General features: G+C 71.1%; 15 protein-coding genes. 6 read left to right on the forward strand and 9 right to left on the reverse strand.

Features of this window, described 5'->3' with window-relative positions:
• Window positions 1-105 precede the first annotated feature (105 nt).
• The 3 genes from AB0C21_RS18840 to AB0C21_RS18850 all read left to right on the forward strand — a co-directional run bounded on the left by AB0C21_RS18840 (window position 106) and on the right by AB0C21_RS18850 (window position 4,355).
• Complete coding sequence (locus AB0C21_RS18840) at window positions 106-786, forward strand: response regulator (RefSeq protein ID WP_149258257.1); 681 nt, start codon at window positions 106-108, stop codon at window positions 784-786.
• 240 nt (window positions 787-1,026) lie between these two features.
• Window positions 1,027-1,857, forward strand: a complete 831-nt coding sequence (locus AB0C21_RS18845) for an ABC transporter ATP-binding protein (protein WP_500205581.1) — start codon at window positions 1,027-1,029, stop codon at window positions 1,855-1,857.
• The gene (locus AB0C21_RS18850) at window positions 1,854-4,355 is read left to right on the forward strand and encodes an ABC transporter permease (RefSeq protein ID WP_500205583.1); all 2,502 of its coding nucleotides are present in this window, start codon (window positions 1,854-1,856) and stop codon (window positions 4,353-4,355) included. The genes AB0C21_RS18845 and AB0C21_RS18850 overlap by 4 nt, the downstream gene beginning before the upstream one ends.
• A gap of 92 nt (window positions 4,356-4,447) precedes the next feature.
• On the opposite strand, the gene AB0C21_RS18855 is transcribed toward AB0C21_RS18850, so the two are convergent.
• The 7 genes from AB0C21_RS18855 to AB0C21_RS18885 all read right to left on the reverse strand — a co-directional run bounded on the left by AB0C21_RS18855 (window position 4,448) and on the right by AB0C21_RS18885 (window position 12,331).
• Window positions 4,448-5,569, reverse strand: coding sequence for an ABC transporter ATP-binding protein (locus AB0C21_RS18855; protein WP_375708325.1), 1,122 nt, complete (start codon window positions 5,567-5,569; stop codon window positions 4,448-4,450).
• 23 nt (window positions 5,570-5,592) lie between these two features.
• Window positions 5,593-6,660 (reverse strand): ABC transporter ATP-binding protein, encoded by a 1,068-nt coding sequence (locus AB0C21_RS18860; protein WP_149258255.1) that lies wholly within the window; start codon window positions 6,658-6,660, stop codon window positions 5,593-5,595.
• Complete coding sequence (locus AB0C21_RS18865) at window positions 6,660-7,673, reverse strand: ABC transporter permease (protein WP_149258254.1); 1,014 nt, start codon at window positions 7,671-7,673, stop codon at window positions 6,660-6,662. The genes AB0C21_RS18860 and AB0C21_RS18865 overlap by 1 nt, the downstream gene beginning before the upstream one ends.
• 105 nt (window positions 7,674-7,778) lie before the next feature.
• Window positions 7,779-9,542 (reverse strand): ABC transporter substrate-binding protein, encoded by a 1,764-nt coding sequence (locus AB0C21_RS18870; RefSeq protein WP_500205587.1) that lies wholly within the window; start codon window positions 9,540-9,542, stop codon window positions 7,779-7,781.
• A 44-nt stretch (window positions 9,543-9,586) separates the two neighbouring features.
• Window positions 9,587-10,579: an ABC transporter permease gene (locus AB0C21_RS18875; protein WP_149258252.1), complete on the reverse strand. Its 993-nt coding sequence runs from the start codon at window positions 10,577-10,579 to the stop codon at window positions 9,587-9,589.
• A gap of 429 nt (window positions 10,580-11,008) precedes the next feature.
• Window positions 11,009-11,434 carry a hypothetical protein gene (locus tag AB0C21_RS18880; RefSeq protein ID WP_500205590.1) on the reverse strand — a complete coding sequence of 142 codons (426 nt, stop codon included), beginning with the start codon at window positions 11,432-11,434 and terminating at the stop codon, window positions 11,009-11,011.
• A gap of 240 nt (window positions 11,435-11,674) precedes the next feature.
• Window positions 11,675-12,331, reverse strand: a complete 657-nt coding sequence (locus tag AB0C21_RS18885; RefSeq protein ID WP_235036651.1) for an HAD family hydrolase — start codon at window positions 12,329-12,331, stop codon at window positions 11,675-11,677.
• Window positions 12,332-12,514: 183 nt separating this feature from the next.
• On the opposite strand from AB0C21_RS18885, the gene AB0C21_RS18890 reads away from it, so the two are divergent.
• The 3 genes from AB0C21_RS18890 (at window position 12,515) to AB0C21_RS18900 (ending at window position 14,644) form a co-directional block, all read left to right on the forward strand.
• Window positions 12,515-12,976, forward strand: a complete 462-nt coding sequence (locus tag AB0C21_RS18890; protein WP_149258250.1) for a universal stress protein — start codon at window positions 12,515-12,517, stop codon at window positions 12,974-12,976.
• A 181-nt stretch (window positions 12,977-13,157) separates the two neighbouring features.
• Window positions 13,158-14,000, forward strand: coding sequence for a PAC2 family protein (locus AB0C21_RS18895; RefSeq protein WP_149258249.1), 843 nt, complete (start codon window positions 13,158-13,160; stop codon window positions 13,998-14,000).
• A gap of 116 nt (window positions 14,001-14,116) precedes the next feature.
• The gene (locus AB0C21_RS18900) at window positions 14,117-14,644 is read left to right on the forward strand and encodes a TrmH family RNA methyltransferase (protein WP_500205594.1); all 528 of its coding nucleotides are present in this window, start codon (window positions 14,117-14,119) and stop codon (window positions 14,642-14,644) included.
• Window positions 14,645-14,721: 77 nt separating this feature from the next.
• Here the strand turns inward: AB0C21_RS18900 and mshC are convergent, their stop codons facing one another.
• Window positions 14,722-15,951 carry a cysteine--1-D-myo-inosityl 2-amino-2-deoxy-alpha-D-glucopyranoside ligase gene (mshC, locus tag AB0C21_RS18905; RefSeq protein ID WP_500205596.1) on the reverse strand — a complete coding sequence of 410 codons (1,230 nt, stop codon included), beginning with the start codon at window positions 15,949-15,951 and terminating at the stop codon, window positions 14,722-14,724.
• 79 nt (window positions 15,952-16,030) lie between these two features.
• On the reverse strand, window positions 16,031-16,975 hold the full coding sequence (locus tag AB0C21_RS18910) for an ABC transporter permease (protein ID WP_500205598.1): 945 nt from the start codon (window positions 16,973-16,975) through the stop codon (window positions 16,031-16,033).
• Window positions 16,976-16,978: the final 3 nt, after the last annotated feature.

Below are 16,978 nucleotides of genomic sequence, written 5' to 3' on the forward strand. Positions count from 1 at the left end.
CGCGAGGCCGTAGGTTGGGCAGGAGCGCCGCGGACGCGGCGGTCCGGTGAGGGCGAGGAGCAGGGCGATGAACGGTCCGGGACGGCGGCCGGCGGTGGCGGCCCGATGACCACGGTACGAGTGCTGCTCGTCGACGACCAGCCGCTGCTGCGGACGGGTTTCCGGCTCATCCTGGAGGCGGAGGCCGACATCGCCGTCGTCGGCGAGGCGGGGGACGGCGCGGCGGCGGTGGAGATGACCCGGTCGCTGCTGCCTGACGTGGTGCTGATGGACATCCGGATGCCGGGTGTGGACGGCATCGAGGCGACCCGCCGGATCATCCGGGAGGGCGCGGCCTCGCACGACCCCAAGGTGCTGATCCTCACCACGTTCGACCTGGACGAGTACGTGATCGAGGCGGTCCGGGCGGGCGCGAGCGGGTTCCTGCTCAAGGACTCGCCGCCGGAGGACCTCGTGCAGGCGATCCGGATCGTGGCGGAGGGCGACGCGATCGTGGCGCCGTCGGTGACGCGGCGCCTGCTGGACAAGTTCGCCAACCGGCTCCCGTCCGTCCGCGACTCGGCGCCCCCGCCGGGGCTGGACACCCTGACCCAGCGGGAGCGCGAGGTGCTGTCGCACGTGGCCCGCGGCCAGTCCAACGCCGAGATCGCGGCCGAGCTCGTGGTGAGCGAGACGACGGTGAAGACGCACGTCGGGAACGTCCTGGCGAAGCTGGGCCTGCGGGACCGCGTGCAGGCCGTGGTGTACGCCTACGAGACGGGGCTGAGCAGGCCCGGCCAGAGCTGACGCGCCGGGCGGGCGGCCGGTTTCAGGGGCAATCCCTGAGGCTCCCCTGACCTTCGGCGGCGGAGGCCTACTCCGGTAGGACGACGGCGGGGTACTTTCTCCTGCCGTGGGTGGACGGGCAAGTCAGTTCCTGAGGTCCAGGAAACGGGTTTGTCCGCCTTCTAGTGTTTTGGACGTCGGATCGCCGGGGGCACGGCGCGGTCCGGACGTTTCCTGCTCACTCACCCACAGGAGTTTCCCGTGACGAACACCGCCCCATCGACCGCCGGCGCGGCACACGCGTCCGGGGCGGGCGACTTCGCCGCTCGGACCCAGCGGATCGCGAAGGTGTACGGGCGCGGCGACGCTCAGGTCGTCGCGCTCGACGGGGTCACCGTAGGCATCCCCCGCGGCCGCTTCACCGCCATCATGGGCCCCTCCGGGTCCGGCAAGTCCACCCTGATGCACTGCATGGCGGGCCTGGACTCGGTGGACTCCGGGGAGGTCTTCATCGGCGACACCGAGCTGACCCGCCTCAAGGACAAGCAGCTCACCCGGCTGCGCCGCGACAAGATCGGCTTCATCTTCCAGGCGTTCAACCTGGTGCCGACGCTGACGGCGCTGGAGAACATCACGCTGCCGATGGACATCGCCGGGCGCAGGCCCGACGGGAAGTGGCTGGACGAGGTGATCGAGACGGTGGGGCTGCGGTCGCGGCTCAAGCACCGTCCCACCGAGCTGTCGGGCGGGCAGCAGCAGCGGGTGGCGTGCGCGCGCGCCCTGGCCTCCCGCCCTGAGATCATCTTCGCGGACGAGCCGACCGGGAACCTGGACTCGCGCTCGGGCGCCGAGGTCCTCGGCTTCCTGCGCGACTCGGTGCGGCGGATGGGGCAGACCATCGTGATGGTCACCCACGACCCGTCCGCGGCCGCCTACGCCGACCAGGTGCTGTTCCTGTCCGACGGGCAGATCGTCGACACGATGGCCGAGCCGACCGCCGAGCGGGTGCTGGAGCGCATGAAGGGCTTCGACGCCGGCGGCCACGACACCCGTTCCGCGGGCGCGCCCGAATCCGGGGTGTCGGCGCGATGATGGGCAAGGTCACGCTCCGCAACCTCGCGGCGCACAAGATCAGGCTGGTGCTGACGGCCGTCGCGGTGATCCTCGGCGTGGCGTTCGTGGCCGGCACGCTGATCTTCACCGACAGCATGAACAAGCAGTTCGACGAGCTGTTCAGCCGGATCGGCACGAACGTGGCCGTCGACGTGCGGGCCAAGAAGGTCGTCGAGGGCGACGACGACGGCATGGCGGCCCAGCCGGTGCCGGCGACCGTCCTGAAGACCCTGCAGGGCATCGACGGCGTCAAGGACCCCAAGGGCAACGTCAACGGGTACGCGGCCGTCGTCGGCAAGGACGGGAAGATCATCGGGACGGCGCAGGACGGACCGCCTCAGATCGGAACGAACTGGTCGACGGGCGGCACCTACGACCTGGCGGCGGGCCGCGCCCCCCAGGGGCCGGACGAGGTCGTCATCGACTCCAAGACCGCGGAGAAGGGCAAGCTGAAGGTCGGCGACACCACCCGCGTCGTCACGGCGGGGCCGCCCGCCCGCATGCGGATCGTCGGGCTGGTCGACGCCGGGAACCTGATGGGCGCGACCCTCACCGGCTTCGACACCCCGACGGCGCAGCGGCTGATGCTGAAGCCCGGCTACTTCAGCGACATCGAGATGGGCTCCACCGGCCCGTCCCAGGCCGAGCTGCGCGACCGGGTCGCCAGGGCGCTGCCGCAGAACCTGGAGGCCGTCACCGGCGAGAAGCTCCGCGAGGAGTCCAAGAGCGACATCGCGGCGATGATGAGCTTCTTCCGCACGTTCCTGCTCGTGTTCGCGCTGATCTCGATCTTCGTCGGGTCCTTCATCATCTTCAACACGTTCTCGATGCTGGTCGCGCAGCGGACCCGCGAGCTGGCGCTGCTGCGCGCGATCGGCGCGGCCCGCGCCCAGGTCACGCGCGCGGTGATCGGCGAGGCCGTCGCGGTCGGCGTGGTCGGCTCCACCCTCGGCCTCGCGGCCGGCGCCGGCCTGGCGGCCCTGCTGCAGTCCCAGATGGGCGACGCGGGGCAGGGCGGGCTGACGTTCACCGCGACCCCGGTGATCTGGTCGTACGCGGTGGGCATCGTGGTGACGGTCGTGTCGGCCTACTTCCCGGCCCGCCGCGCCGCGAAGATCCCGCCGGTGGCGGCGATGCGCGACGACGTGGCGCTGCCGCAGCGGTCGCTGCGGATCCGCGTCGCGCTCGGCTCGCTGCTCACCCTCGTCGGCGCCGGCCTCATCGCCGCCGGGCTCGCCGGCAACGGCGGCAACCCGGCGATCCCGGTGGGCGCGGGCGCGTTCGCGGTGTTCATCGGCGTCACGATGCTCGCCCCGGTGATCAGCGTCCCGGTGATGAAGGTGCTCGGCGCGCCGTTCGCGCGGCTGCTGGGCTCGCCGGGCCGGCTCGCGCGGCAGAACGCGCTGCGCAACCCGCGCCGTACCGCCGCGACGGCGTCGGCCCTGATGATCGGCCTGGCGCTGATCACCACGGTCAACGTGCTGGGCGCGACGATGCGCGCCTCGATCGACGAGCAGGTCGACGCGCAGTTCGGCGCCGACTACCTCGTCGAGGTCGAGGGCGCGGGCGGCATCAGCACCGAGGCCGTGCAGAAGATCGGGGCGACGCCCGGAGTGGCCTCCGCGTCCTCGACCTACGAGGGCGACGCCAAGATCGACAACAAGAAGGCCTGGTACATGTCCGGCGACGTGGCGGTGATCGCCAAGGCCGCCAGGCTGAAGATCACCTCCGGTGGCACCGCCATCGGCGACGCCGGGATCATGGTGGACGAGGCCACCGCCAAGGCACGCGGCTGGAAGGTCGGGACCGCGGTCCCGGTGCAGTTCACCGACGGACGGACCGAGCGGCTGACGGTGGCGGGGGTGTACGCCAGGAGCGATCTGGTCGGTCCCCGGCTCATCTCCCAGCAGGCGCACCTGCGGCACACGGTGAAGCCGACCGTGGCCGCGGTCGTGGTGGACGCCTCGGCGCCGTCGGCGGCGACGAAGAGCGCGCTGGAGTCGACGCTGAAGGACTACCCGAACCTGAAGGTGTCCGACCAGGCGTCGCTGAAGGCCGATGCCCGCAAGCAGGTCGACGGGTTCGTGACGTTCCTGACGATCCTGCTGGTGATGTCCGTCATCATCGCGGCCGTCGGGGTCATCAACACGCTGGCGCTGTCGGTGATCGAGCGCACCCGGGAGATCGGGCTGCTGCGCGCGATCGGGATCTCCCGGCGGCAGCTGCGCCGCATGGTCCGGCTGGAGTCCATCATGATCGCGGTCTTCGGCGCGGTGCTCGGCATGGGCATCGGGGTGGCGTTCGGCGCGGCGCTGCAGAACGCCCTCGCCGACAAGGGCCTCGGGGTCCTCGCCGTGCCGTACGGGACCCTGGTGGTCTACCTGCTGGTCGCCGCGGTCATCGGCGTCCTGGCGGCGCTCTGGCCGGCGTGGCGCGCGGGCCGCATGGACGTCCTCAAGGCGATCTCCACCGAGTAGTCCGGAGCGGGCGCCCGTGAAGAAGGCCCGGTCCCCCTCGCGGGGGCCGGGCCTTTCCTCGTGCGCGGGGCGCGCTCGCGCGCCCGGCGGCGCTACTCCGCGGGCTCCGGGTCCTCGGCCGGGGCGGCGGGCGCCACCGCGGCCTTGGCGACCGCGTCGGTCGCGCTGACCGTGGTGTTCTCCGGGAAGTGGCAGGCGGCCTGGTGTCCCGGGCTGAGCTCGACCAGCGGCGGCTCGACCTGCTTGCAGATGTCCTGCGCCTTCCAGCACCGGGTGTGGAACCGGCAGGCGGGCGGCGGGTCGAGCGGGCTCGGCACGTCGCCCTGAAGCCGGATCCGCTTGCGCTCGGCGCGCTGGCTCGGGTCCGGGATCGGAACCGCGGACAGCAGCGCGTTGGTGTAGGGGTGCATGGGCCGCTCGTACAGGTCCGAGCGGTCCGCCAACTCGACGATCTTGCCGAGGTACATGACCGCGACGCGGTCGGAGATGTGCCGGACCACCGAGAGGTCGTGCGCGATCACCACGTAGGTGAGGTCGAGCTCGTTCTGCAGGTCCTCCAGCAGGTTGACGACCTGCGCCTGCACCGACACGTCCAGGGCCGAGACCGGCTCGTCCGCGATGATCAGCTTCGGCTTCAGGGCCAGGGTGCGGGCGATGCCGATGCGCTGCCGCTGCCCGCCGGAGAACTCGTGCGGGTAGCGGTTGTAGTGCTCGGGGCTCAGCCCGACCAGCTCCAGGATCTCCTGGACCGCCTTCTTGACGCCCTGCTTGGCCTCGATGTTCTGCAGCCGGAAGGGCGCCCCGACGATCGCGCCGACCGTCTTGCGCGGGTTCAGCGACGAGTAGGGGTCCTGGAAGATCATCTGGAGGTCGCGCCGGAGCGGCCGGAGCCGCCCCTGCGACATCGTGGTGATGTCCTCGCCCTCAAAGGTGATCTTGCCGAAGCTGGGGTCCAGCAGCCGCATGATCATCCGGCCGGTGGTGGACTTGCCGCAGCCCGACTCGCCCACCAGTCCGAGCGTCTCGCCCTTGCGGACCGAGAACGACACGCCGTCGACGGCCTTCACCGCCGCGACCTGCCGGCGCAGCAGCCCCGCGGTGACGGGGAAGTGCTTGCCGAGGTTGTCCACCTCCAGCAGCGGCTCGCCCTCCCGTACGGGGCGGGCCTCCGCGGCCGGACGGGTCTCGTCGGCCGGGGTCTTGGTCGTATTCACAGTCTCGTTCCCACCCGTGCTCGTCACAGCTTCGGCCGGATCTCGTCGTTCCAGATCTGCCGCTTCTTCTCCAGCGGGAGATGGCACGCCGCCTTGTGGCCGGGCTCGACCTCGACCAGTTCGGGCCGCTCGGTCGTGCTCTTGTCACCGTTGAGGTCACTGTAAGGGCAGCGCGGATGGAACGCGCACCCCGACGGCACGTTGATCAGGCTGGGCGGCGACCCCTCGATCGGCATCAGCCGCTCCGAGCGCTCCCGGTCCAGACGCGGCATCGAGCCGAGCAGCCCCCAGGTGTAGGGGTGCAGCGGCCGGTGGAAGGCGTCGTCGACGGAGGCGTACTCCACGGCGCGGCCCGCGTACATCACCAGGATGTCGTCCGACAGCTCCGCGACCACCCCGAGGTCGTGGGTGATCATGATGACCGCGGAGTTGAACTCCTGCTGCAGGTCGCGGATGAGGTCGAGGATCTGCGCCTGGACGGTCACGTCCAGCGCCGTGGTCGGCTCGTCGGCGATCAGCAGCTCGGGGTCGCAGGACAGCGCCATCGCGATCATCGCGCGCTGGCGCATGCCGCCGGAGAACTGGTGCGGGTAGTCGTCCACCCGCCGGTCCGGCTTGGGGATGCCGACCTTGCCGAGCATGTCGATGGCGTGCTTGCGGGCCACCGCCTTGGACACGTCGTTGTGCACCCGGTAGGCCTCGATGATCTGGTGGCCGATCGTGTAGAAGGGGTGCATCGAGGACAGCGGGTCCTGGAAGATCATGGCCATCTCGCGGCCGCGGAGCCGGCGCACCTCGTTCTGCGAGGCGCCGACGATCTCCTTGCCGTTCAGCCAGATCTCCCCGGACACGTCGGCGTTGCGCCGGTTGTGCAGGCCGAGGATGCCGAGGCTGGTCACGCTCTTGCCGGAGCCCGACTCGCCCACGATCCCGAGCGTGCGGCCGCGCTCCAGCTGGAACGACAGGCCGTCGACGGACTTGACCAGGCCGTCGTCGGTCGGGAAGTGGATCTTGAGGTCGCGGACCTCGAGGAACGCGCTCGGGGCCTCGCCGGTGCCCGCGGTGTCCGCGGCGGGCGCGGTGCCGGTCATCAGCCAAGCCTCACTCTCGGGTCGACGATCGCGTACAGCATGTCGACGATCAGGTTGATCACGATGATGGACGTCGCCGTGAGCAGCGTCACGCCGAGCACCATGGGCAGGTCGCCGCCCCTGATCGAACTGATCGCCAGCTGGCCCAGCCCCGGGATGCCGAAGGTGTTCTCGGTCAGCACGGCGCCGCCGAGCAGCAGCCCGATGTCGAGACCGAAGATCGTGAGGATCGGCGTCAGCGAGGCGCGCAGCGCGTGCTTGGTGACGACGGTCTTCTCCGGCAGGCCCTTGGCGCGGGCGGTGCGGATGTAGTCCTCGTTCATCGTCTCAAGCATGCCCGCTCTGGTGAGCCGCGCGTACATCGCGGCGTAGAGGAACGCCAGCGTGATCCAGGGCAGCACCAGCGACTGGAACCAGGTCACCGGATTGGAGGTCAGCGGAACGTAGCTGCCGCCGCCCGGGAAGATCTTGAGGCTGTAGGAGAACAGCGCGAGGGAGACCAGGCCGGTGAAGTAGATCGGCAGGGACACGCCGGCAAGGGCGATGATCATCGCCCCCCGGTCCCAGACCGAGCCTCTGCGCAGCGCCGACACCACCCCGGTGGCGATGCCGCTGATGAGCCAGACCACGGCGGCGCCGAGTGACAGCGACAGGGTCGCCGGGGCCCGGTCGATCAGCGTCTCCAGCACCGGCTGGCTGCTGCGGAACGAGTAGCCGAGGCACGGCGCCGGGCAGTGGTCGGTCACGGGGCCGGCCTTGTAGTCCTTGCCGACCACGATGGCCTTGACGTAGTTGCCGTACTGCACCACGACCGGCTTGTCGAGGCCGAGCCGCTCCTTGGTGTCCTGGATGGCCTCGGCGGTCGGCGCCTTGCCCACGTAGGACGCCGCGATCTGGTCGGTCGTCTGACCGGCGATCTTGGGCAGCCAGAAGAAGATGCCGAAGGTCACCATGCTGACCAGCAGCAACATGACGACGGCACCGATGAGGCGCCGGATGAGATATGCGAACACAATGCTCGGCCCGACCCGCCGGCCGGCGGGACCTGTGGGTCCCGGACCGGCCGGCGGGCGTCGCCTTCACCTGCCTTCAGCTGTACGCACGGACGAAGCGGAGTGTCACTCCACGCCCATGTTCAGGTAGTCGTACATTCCGCCGTAGTAGTACGTGATCCCCGCGTTCGTCACGCGCTTCGGCCGGTACATCAGGGCCTTGGCGTAGATCAGCGGGACCTCGGCGGCGGTCCCCATGACCGCCTTGTCGACCTCGCCGTACATCTTCGTGCGAGCGGCCTTGTCCTGCGTGGAGATCGCGTCGTCGAGACCCTTGTTGACCTTCGGGTCGTTGAGCTCGGCGAGGTTGTTGCCGCCGGACGGCTTGATCGCCGAACCGTGCACGATCTGCGACAGGAAGCCGTAGCCGGTCGGCCAGTCGGCCGCCCACGCCATGATCATCATGCCGATCTCGTGGTCGTGCACGTACTTCGGCACGCCGACGTACTTGTTGAAGTAGTCACCGGCCGGGAACTGGACGATGCTGACCTTGATGCCGACCTTGGCGAGGCTCTGCTGGATCGCCTCGGCCATCGCGACTTCCTTCGGCCGGTCGGACCGCGCCGAGATCTTGCTCGTGAAGCCGTTCGGCTTGCCGCACGCCTGCAGCTCCGACTTGGCCTTGGCGAGCGTGGCCTGGTCGAGCCCGCCGCCCTCGGCCTGCTTCTGCGGGTACAGGTCGAACTTGGTGTAGCCGTCCACCGACGGGGGGATCACGGTGGTGGCGATGTCGCCGCCGGCCAGCGGGCCTCCGTAGGCGGTCTGCGCGGCGACCTTGTCGGTCGCGTACTGCACGGCCATGCGGCAGTGGATGTTGTCGAGGGGCTTGACGTTCACGTTCAGCGACATGAACCGCAGGAAGCCCTGGATCGGGTTGTCCACGTACGGCTTCTGCTCGGGGGTCAGCACCTTCGGCTGGGTCCCCGCCTGGACGCCGACGCCGGTGATGTCCATGTCCAGCGAGCCGGCGAGCAGCCGCTGGTCGATGTCATCGGCGTTCTGCTTGATCTGGACTTCGATCTTGTCCGGCAGCGCCTTGCGGAGCGGGTCGGTGCTCTGGTTCCAGTTCGGGTTGCGCGACAGCGACATCGACTTGCCGCGCGTGTAGTTGTCGATCTTGTACGGACCGCTGGAGACGATCGAGGTCTCGTACTTCGTGCCGGTGTCCTTGGCCTTCGGCACAGGGATGGACTGCGACATCGAGACCAGGTAGTCGAACTCCTGGAACGGCTCGTTCAGGTGGAAGATGATCGTCTGGTCGTCGGGGGTCTCGATCGACTTCAGACCCTCGTCGCTCTTGTCCTCGTACGGGCCCTTGTAGGCGGGCTTGTTGTCGACGAGGTACTGCTTGAAGTACTTCGGCCCGAGCTGCAGCTCCTTGGTGTAGTTGCTGCGCTCGATCGCGTACTTGACGTCCTTGGACGTGACCGTGGTGCCGTCGTCGTACTTGACGCCGGTCCGCAGCTTGTACGTCCAGGTCTTGCCGCCGTCGCTGGGCTGGCCCATGTCGGTGGCCAGGTCAGGGACGATCTCGAGGCTCTCCTTGCCCGCCGCCGCCTTGGCCGTGGTCAGACCGCGGCCGTAGAGGCGGGCGAAGTTCTGGGAGAACGCGTAGTAGGTGTTGCCGGGGTCCGGCGAGTCCCAGTCGTCGGAGTCGGCCAGCTTGAGCGTGCCGCCCTTCTTGTCCGACTTGTTGACGACCTCGTTCACGCCGGCGTTGTACCCGGGGCCGCTCCCCGAGCCTCCGGATTCACCGCCGCCGCAGGCGGCGAGCCCTGCGGCCGCGACCACACCGGCCGCGAAGACCGCAAATGGTCTCATCTTGTTCATGTGCAGGCGCACCCCTTCAATTAGACGGGTCGGTTGAACCCGAGTCACTTGGCCCGAGGGTCGAGAGCGTCCCGCAGCCCGTCACCGAAGAGGTTGAAGGCGAGGACGGTGATGAAGATGGCCATACCGGGGATGATCATGTAGGCCGGGTCCGAGGAGTAGATCGGCACCGCGAGCGTCAGCATGGCGCCCCAGGACGGCGTCGGCGGGATCACTCCGACGCCGAGGAACGACAGCGCCGCCTCGAACAGGATGTTGGTCGGGATCAGCAGGGTCGAGTAGACCAGGATCGGGGCGACCAGGTTCGGCAGGACCTCTTTGAAGAGCACGTAGGAGTTGCGGGCTCCCAGGCTGCGGGCGGCGTCGACGAACTCGCGCTCGCGCAGCGACAGCGTCTGGCCGCGGATGATGCGGCCGATGTAGGGCCAGTTGAAGAAGCCGATGACCACGACCAGCACGGAGATCCGCAGCCCGTTGCCGTTCATGCCGAACGCGCCGTCGGAGACGACGCCCACCAGCGCGATCGCGAACAGCAGCAGGGGGAAGGCCAGGAAGGCGTCCATGGCCCGGCTGATCAGGTAGTCGACCCAGCCGCCGAAGTAGCCGGCGGTGATGCCCATGACCGTCCCGATGACCACCGACAGCAGGGTGGCCAGGAAGGAGACCAGGAGCGAGATCCGGGCTCCGTGCACGATGCGGGCCAGCAGGTCGCGGCCGGTGCCCGGCTCCACGCCGAGCAGGTGGTCGCCGCTGATGCCGGTGTGCCAGATCCCGCCCTTCGGCCGGTTGTAGGTCGGGTCGATCAGGTTCTGGTGGTACGTCAGCGGGTTCTGCACGAAGAACGGACCGAAGATCGCGATCAGGATGAGCACGAAGACGATGACCGCGCCGGTGAGAGCGACCTTGTCCCGCTTGAGCCGCATCCAGGCGATCTGCCCGAGGGAGCGTCCCTGGATCTTCTTCTTGTCGACGCCGACAAGTACCGCTTCCGGCTGCGCCTCGCTGTCGGACCCGGTCACCTCTATGGGTGCGGCCACGCTCGTTACCTCCTACCGTCCGGCCACTGGTTCTGCCTGCCGCCGGCGAGTGACCGGCGGTCGCGGAGATCATCCGCTGCCCCCGTGCCCGTTACGCCGCGTTTGCTGAAGGGAAACGTAGTCCTTCGGGCACGACTGTCCATCCGTGAGACGTACTTCGGAAGTACCCGTATCTGACTTGTGATCTCGTCGTCATCTGGCAAACACGCGCCCGTACGCCACTTCGGACAAATCGCCCGAATAGTACGTTCAGCCACGAGTGGCCCCGCAACGCCAGGGGGGTCCGGAACGACAAGCTTTACCGTACTGAGTCCGTTCTGAGACTGATCGTCCGCAGGTCAGGCCCCGGACGCGCAGAAACGGCGGGCCGGAACGCCCGCGATCGGGACGTCCCGGCCCGCCGTCACGTCGCGTGCGGGGGCCGCGGGCTCAGGAGATGCCGCGGTCGCGGAGGATCTTCTCGATCTCCGCCAGCTCCGGGTCTCCCCCGCCCGGCGCGGGCCCCTCGACACCGCGCCTCGGCTTGCCGCCGCGCCCGGCGGAGCGGTGCCCCTCCCCGCCTCCCGCGGCCTTGCCGCCGCCGGCGTCCCCGCGCCGGCTCAGCATCGCGCCGGAGGCCAGGTAGAGCAGCACGGCCAGGCCCCCCACGGCGATGCCCGCCCACTTCACCGGACTGAACGCCAGGTCGACGAAGAACTCGGTCACGCCCGTCATCGCCGCCGCGAGCGGCACCAGGGACAGGGCCGCGCCGCGCAGCCCGGTGGCCGCGCCCCGGCGGCGGTAGGCGCCCCAGCTGATCACCAGCCCGACCAGGGTCACCCCGAGACTGATCGCGAAAATGGCTGCGTCGCTCATGCCGGCCCCTCACTCCGTGCGTCGGTGCTCTCTCCATCGTCACACGTGGAATGCCGGTTCTGCTCCTCCCGGCGGACGGTTTGCGGCCGGACCGGTCTCCTCCCCCGGCGGGACCCTCCCCTAGGGGGCCGCCCCCCGAGGTACCGCCCCGCGGGTATCAGGCCGGCGGGGTGCCGCGCCCTGAGGTGCCGCGGTCGGACGACGGACGCGCCGCCGCACTCGTCGCACGACCGGCGAGTGTCACACGACCAGGGAGCGCAGCCGCTCCAGGTCCACCTCGAGCAGCGAGGCGACCACCGTCCGCCCCGGCGCGGGCGGGATCGGCAGGACGCCGGGGACGGCGACGGTGACGCAGCCCGCCGCCTCGGCCGCCGCGACGCCGTTCGGGGAGTCCTCCAGCACCACGCAGCGGGCCGGGTCGGCGCCGAGCCGGGCGGCGGCGGTCAGGTAGGGCTCGGGGTGCGGCTTGGTCCGGGCCACCTCGTCCCCGGCGACGCTGAGCGCGAAGTGCTCGCGGCCGACGGCGTCCAGCACCGGCTCGATCAGCCGCCGGTGGCTGGAGGACACCAGGGCCGCCGTCACCCCGGCGGCGCGGACCTCGGCGAGCAGGTCCTTGGCGCCGGGCATCATCGGGACGCACGCGCCGAGCCGCTCGACCATGCCGTCCAGCATCCGCCGGCCGACCTCCTCGCGGGGGGCGTCGGCCCCGGTCAGCTCCAGCATGTAGTCGACGGCGAGGTAGAGGGAGCCGCCGACCAGGCGCTCCTGGTGCGCGGGGCTCCACTCGCCGCCGAGCCACGCCATGACCTCCGACTCGACCTCGAGCCAGACGCGCTCGGAGTCGATGAGCAGGCCGTCCATGTCGAACAGCACGGCCTGCGGGCCCCCAGCAGTCACAGCTCTCCTCACATGTCGCACGAACCGGAGAACCACCCTATCCGGGTGATCACCGGACACTCCGGGCCGTCCCCGCGCCGAGCGGGCCCGCGCCTCTTGGACGGGGTGTGCAAAGAGACGGTGACGGATGGGTCACCGGACCGATAGCGTGCCACCAGTGACTACTAACGGGTAAGGAACGGCATGAGCGCGTACCGCATCATCCTCGTCGGCACCGACGGCTCTGACTCCTCGTTCCGCGCGGTCGACAGGGCCGCGCAGCTGGCCGCCGCCACGGGCGCCACCCTCCTGCTCGCCTCCGCCTACAGCCCCATGCCGGAGCGCGAGCGCGCCACCGCCGCCGACCGGCTGGGCGACCTGGCCTACAAGGTGCAGGGGTCCACCCCCGCCGACGACGCGCTGCGGGCCGCGCGGGAGCGGGCCGTCGCCGCGGGCGCCACCGACATCGAGCAGGAGGCCGTCGAGGGCGACGCCGTGGACGTGCTGTCGAAGCTCGCGAAGGAGCGCCCCGTGGACCTCATGGTGATCGGCAACCGCGGCCTCAACAGCCTCGCGGGCCGCATCCTCGGGTCCGTCCCGGCGAACCTGTCCCACCGCGCCCCCTGCGACGTGCTGATCGTGCACACCACGCCCCGCGGCAAGTGACCCGATCGTGACCCGGGTTCCGCCGCGGGCGTACACGGCGGGGTCTGGCCTCCGGAGGGGTGGGGTAGGTCACCGTCAGGACGTAGGCTGACAGCCACCGATCATGAGCGGGGCCCCCGACCCCCGGGAATGACGGCCCCCGTCGGTGACGCTGTACCTGGGCGTCGGAAGGAGGCAGCGCGTGGTCGAACTCGAAAGCGTGCCGGAACTCGTCGATCCGGTGGTCGTGGCCGCCTTTGAGGGGTGGAACGACGCCGGGGAGGCCGCCAGCGGGGTGATCGCGCATCTGGAGTCGACGTGGGAGGCGGTGCCCATCGCCGAGCTCGACCCGGACGACTACTACGACTTCCAGGTCACCCGCCCCATCGTCGAGATGACCGACGGGGAGACCCGCGGCATCACCTGGCCGACGACCCGCGTGTCGTGGGCGCGGCTCCCGAACGGCAAGGACGTCGTGCTGCTGCACGGGATCGAGCCCAACATGCGGTGGCGGTCGTTCTGCCGCGAGCTGGTCGGGCTGATGCTGGAGCTCGAGGTCCGCAACGTCGTGCTCCTCGGCGCGCTGCTCGCCGACGCCCCCCACACCCGCCCGGTGCCGGTCACCGGCGCCGCCTCCGAGGCCGGCCTGGTCAACACCCTGAACCTGGAGCCGGCCCGCTACGAGGGCCCGACCGGCATCCTCGGCGTGCTCCAGGACGCCTGCGCCAAGGCCGACCTCGACACCGTCTCGCTGTGGGCGGCCGTCCCGCACTACGTCGCCCAGCCGCCGTCCCCCAAGGCCACCCTCGCCCTGCTGCGCCGCGTCGAGGACCTCCTCGACGTCACCGTCCCGCTCGGCGAGCTGCCCGAGGAGGCCCGCGCCTGGGAGCACGGCGTCAACGAGCTCGCCGAGGAGGACTCGGAGGTCGCCGAGTACGTCCGCACCCTCGAGGAGCAGAAGGACGCCACCGAGCTGCCGGAGGCGAGCGGCGACGCCATCGCCCGCGAGTTCGAGCGCTACCTGCGCCGCCGCGATCCGGGCTGAGGGCCGCGGCGGGGCTAGACTCGATCACGTCGATTCCCCGTCGATGGCCCGCGCACGCCGCGAAGTGCGCCCGACATGACGTCTTCTCCCTCGGAGGGCGGTAGCGCCCGGGGCCGGTGAGCCCCCGCCAGGCGGCGATCCGCGTCCGCCCGCCCCGCGAGCTCCGGCGCCAGCGGCGCCGCCGCTCCCACACCTGCTGGGACCATCTCCTCGCCGCGCCGCTGTGGCCGCTGCACGGCGCCAATCTCGGGACGCTCCTGCGGACCTGCGACGCGGTGGGCGCATGCATGGCCGTCCCCCGCTTCCCCTGGGTGCCCGAGGCCCTCGCCCGGGGCAACACGCTGCGCCGCCCCGTCTGCGTCCACTGGGTGGGCGACCCGCTCGGCTGGCTGGAGCGGCAGCGGGCGTCCGGAAGCCGGGTCGTCGGCGTCGAGCTGGCCGACGAGGCCGTGCGGCTAGCGGACCTGCCCGCCGCGCGCACCCGGACGGTGGCGGTGCTGGGCCACGAGCAGTCCGGCATCCCCGCCGAGGCGCTCGACCTGCTCGACCTGGCCGTGGAGATCCCCATGGTGGGCGCCGGCAGCAGCCTGAACGTCGCGGTGGCCGGCTCGCTGGTGCTGTACAAGCTCGCGGGCCTGCTGTGACGCGCGGGGCCCACCGGCCGCGCCGTGCCGGGACCGGCCGGGACCGCCGCGGCCGAGGGCAGGGCGGGCCCGGCCGGTCAGAGCTCGACGCCGAGGAGGGCGTCGACGACGGCGGCGGCCTGGGCCGGCGCGGCCTCGTCGGCGCCGTCGGCGGCCGCCCAGGCGTCGACGGCCGCCAGCGCGGCCGGCGCGTTCAGGTCGTCGGCCAGGCTTTCGCGGACCGCGGCGGCCAGCGGGGCTGCGGGCGGACCGGACGGGCGCGCCGCCGCGGCCCGCCAGCGGCCGAGGCGCGCCGCCGCCTTGTCGAGCTCGGCCGGCGTCCACTCCCAGTCCGAGCGGTAGTGGTGGGCCAGCAGCGCCAGCCGGATCGCCATCGGGTCGGCGCCGGACCGCCGGAGCTTCGAGACGAACACGAGGTTGCCGCGCGACTTGGACATCTTCTCGCCGTCCAGGCCGACCATGCCGGCGTGCACGTAGGCGCGGGCGTGGGGGCGCTCCCCCGTGGCGACCTGCGCGTGCGAGGCGCCCATCTCGTGGTGCGGGAACGCCAGGTCCGAGCCGCCGCCCTCCACGTCGAACCCCATGCCGAGGTACTCGATGGAGATCGCCGAGCACTCCACGTGCCAGCCGGGGCGGCCCTCCCCGAACGGCGAGTCCCAGCCGGGCTCGCCGGGCCGCCGCGCCATCCACAGCAGCGCGTCGAGCGGGTCGCGCTTGCCGGGCCGGTCGGGGTCGCCGCCGCGCTCGGCGAACAGCGGCGCCATCTCCTCCCGCGTGAGCCGGCTGACCTGCCCGAAGGCCGGGTCGGAGGCGATCGGGAAGTAGACGTCGCCGGCCACCTCGTAGGCGGCGTCCCGGCCGCGCAGCTTCTCGATCATCTCGATGATCATCGGGATCGCCTCGACCGCGCCGATGTACCGGTCGGGCGGCAGGACGCGCAGCGCGGTCATATCGTCGCGGAAGAGCTGGATCTCCCGGTCGGCGAGCTCGCGCCAGTCCTCGCCCGTCTGCCGGGCACGTTCCAGAAGGGGGTCGTCGACGTCGGTGGCGTTCTGGACGTAGCAGACCTGATGGCCGAGATCCCGCCACACCCGGTTGACCAGGTCGAAGGCCAGGTACGTGTTGGCGTGGCCCAGATGCGTCGCGTCGTACGGGGTGATCCCGCACACGTACATCCGGGCCGTGTCGCCGGGCGAGGTGGGGCGCGTCGTCCCCGTCCCGGTGTCGTGCAGGCTCAGGGGCCGGGTCGCGGCGGGCAGTCCCGCATCGGACAGGCGGGGGACTTCGGAGGCGGGCCACGATCGCATACGGAAAGCTTATCCATGCGCACTTCGCGGCATGAATCCGAGATCGCGGCATCCGACCGGACGGCCCGCCCGGCGCCCCTCAGCCCAGCCGGACGCGCGGGTCCAGCACCGAGTAGCCGATGTCGACCAGCAGGTTCGCGGCGACCACGAACGACGTCACCAGCAGCGTCACCCCGATGATGACCGGGGTGTCGCCCAGCGCGATGGACTGGTAGACGAGCTGGCCCACGCCCTGCAGCCCGAACACCTTCTCGGTGACGACCGTGGAGCCGATCAGGGCGCCGAGGTCGATGCCGAGCTGGGTGACGACCGGGGTCAGCGCCGTGCGCAGCCCGTGCCGGCCGACGACGCGGCGCTCCGGCAGGCCCTTGGCCCGCGCCGTGCGCACGTAGTCCTCGCCGAGCACGTCCAGCATCGCCCCGCGGGTGAGGCGCGTGTAGGTGGCGATCATGAGGAACGCCAGCGCGATCCACGGCAGGACCATCCGCCGCAGGAAGTGCTCCTGCAGGGGCGGCCCGGCCTCGAAGAGGTGGACGGCGCCCCGGCCGAACCCGGCGGAGGCCACCTGCAGCAGCACGAGCGCCATCACGAACGGCGGGGTGGACAGGCCGACCAGCACGAGCACGGTCGCGGCCCGGTCCCACAGGCCGCGCGCCCGCACCGCGCTGAGGACGCCGAGCAGGACGCCGCCGGCGAACCACAGGATCGCGGCGCCCGCCACCAGGAGCAGCGTCGTGGGGAGGCGCTCGCCGATCAGGGCGGTGACCGGCATGCCGTTGATGTAGGAGTCGCCGAGGTCCCCGCGCAGCAGCCGCGCGGCGAACCGCCAGTACTGGACGAGGACGGGGCGGTCCAGCCCGAGGTTGCGGCGGATCTGGCCGAGGGTGTCCGCGGTGGCGCGCGGCCCGCCGATGACGCGCTCCACCGGGACGGGCGAGACGTGCAGGAAGACGAACACCAGGGTGGCCACCAGCCACAGCACCACGACCGCGTACAGCAGCCGGCGGAGGACGAACCGCGCCACGCG

The sequence above is a fragment of the Spirillospora sp. NPDC049024 genome, from assembly GCF_040649235.1.
Taxonomy (GTDB): domain Bacteria; phylum Actinomycetota; class Actinomycetes; order Streptosporangiales; family Streptosporangiaceae; genus Spirillospora.

Excerpts from the sequence above, each read along its gene's own strand:
- AB0C21_RS18870 (WP_500205587.1), bottom strand. The coding sequence starts at position 9,542 with ATGAACAAGATGAGACCATTTGCGGTCTTCGCGGCCGGTGTGGTCGCG.
- AB0C21_RS18860 (WP_149258255.1), bottom strand. The coding sequence starts at position 6,660 with ATGACCGGCACCGCGCCCGCCGCGGACACCGCGGGCACCGGCGAGGCC.
- AB0C21_RS18850 (WP_500205583.1), top strand. The coding sequence starts at position 1,854 with ATGATGGGCAAGGTCACGCTCCGCAACCTCGCGGCGCACAAGATCAGG.
- mshC (WP_500205596.1), bottom strand. The coding sequence starts at position 15,951 with ATGCGATCGTGGCCCGCCTCCGAAGTCCCCCGCCTGTCCGATGCGGGA.
- AB0C21_RS18880 (WP_500205590.1), bottom strand. The coding sequence starts at position 11,434 with ATGAGCGACGCAGCCATTTTCGCGATCAGTCTCGGGGTGACCCTGGTC.
- AB0C21_RS18890 (WP_149258250.1), top strand. The coding sequence starts at position 12,515 with ATGAGCGCGTACCGCATCATCCTCGTCGGCACCGACGGCTCTGACTCC.
- AB0C21_RS18840 (WP_149258257.1), top strand. The coding sequence starts at position 106 with ATGACCACGGTACGAGTGCTGCTCGTCGACGACCAGCCGCTGCTGCGG.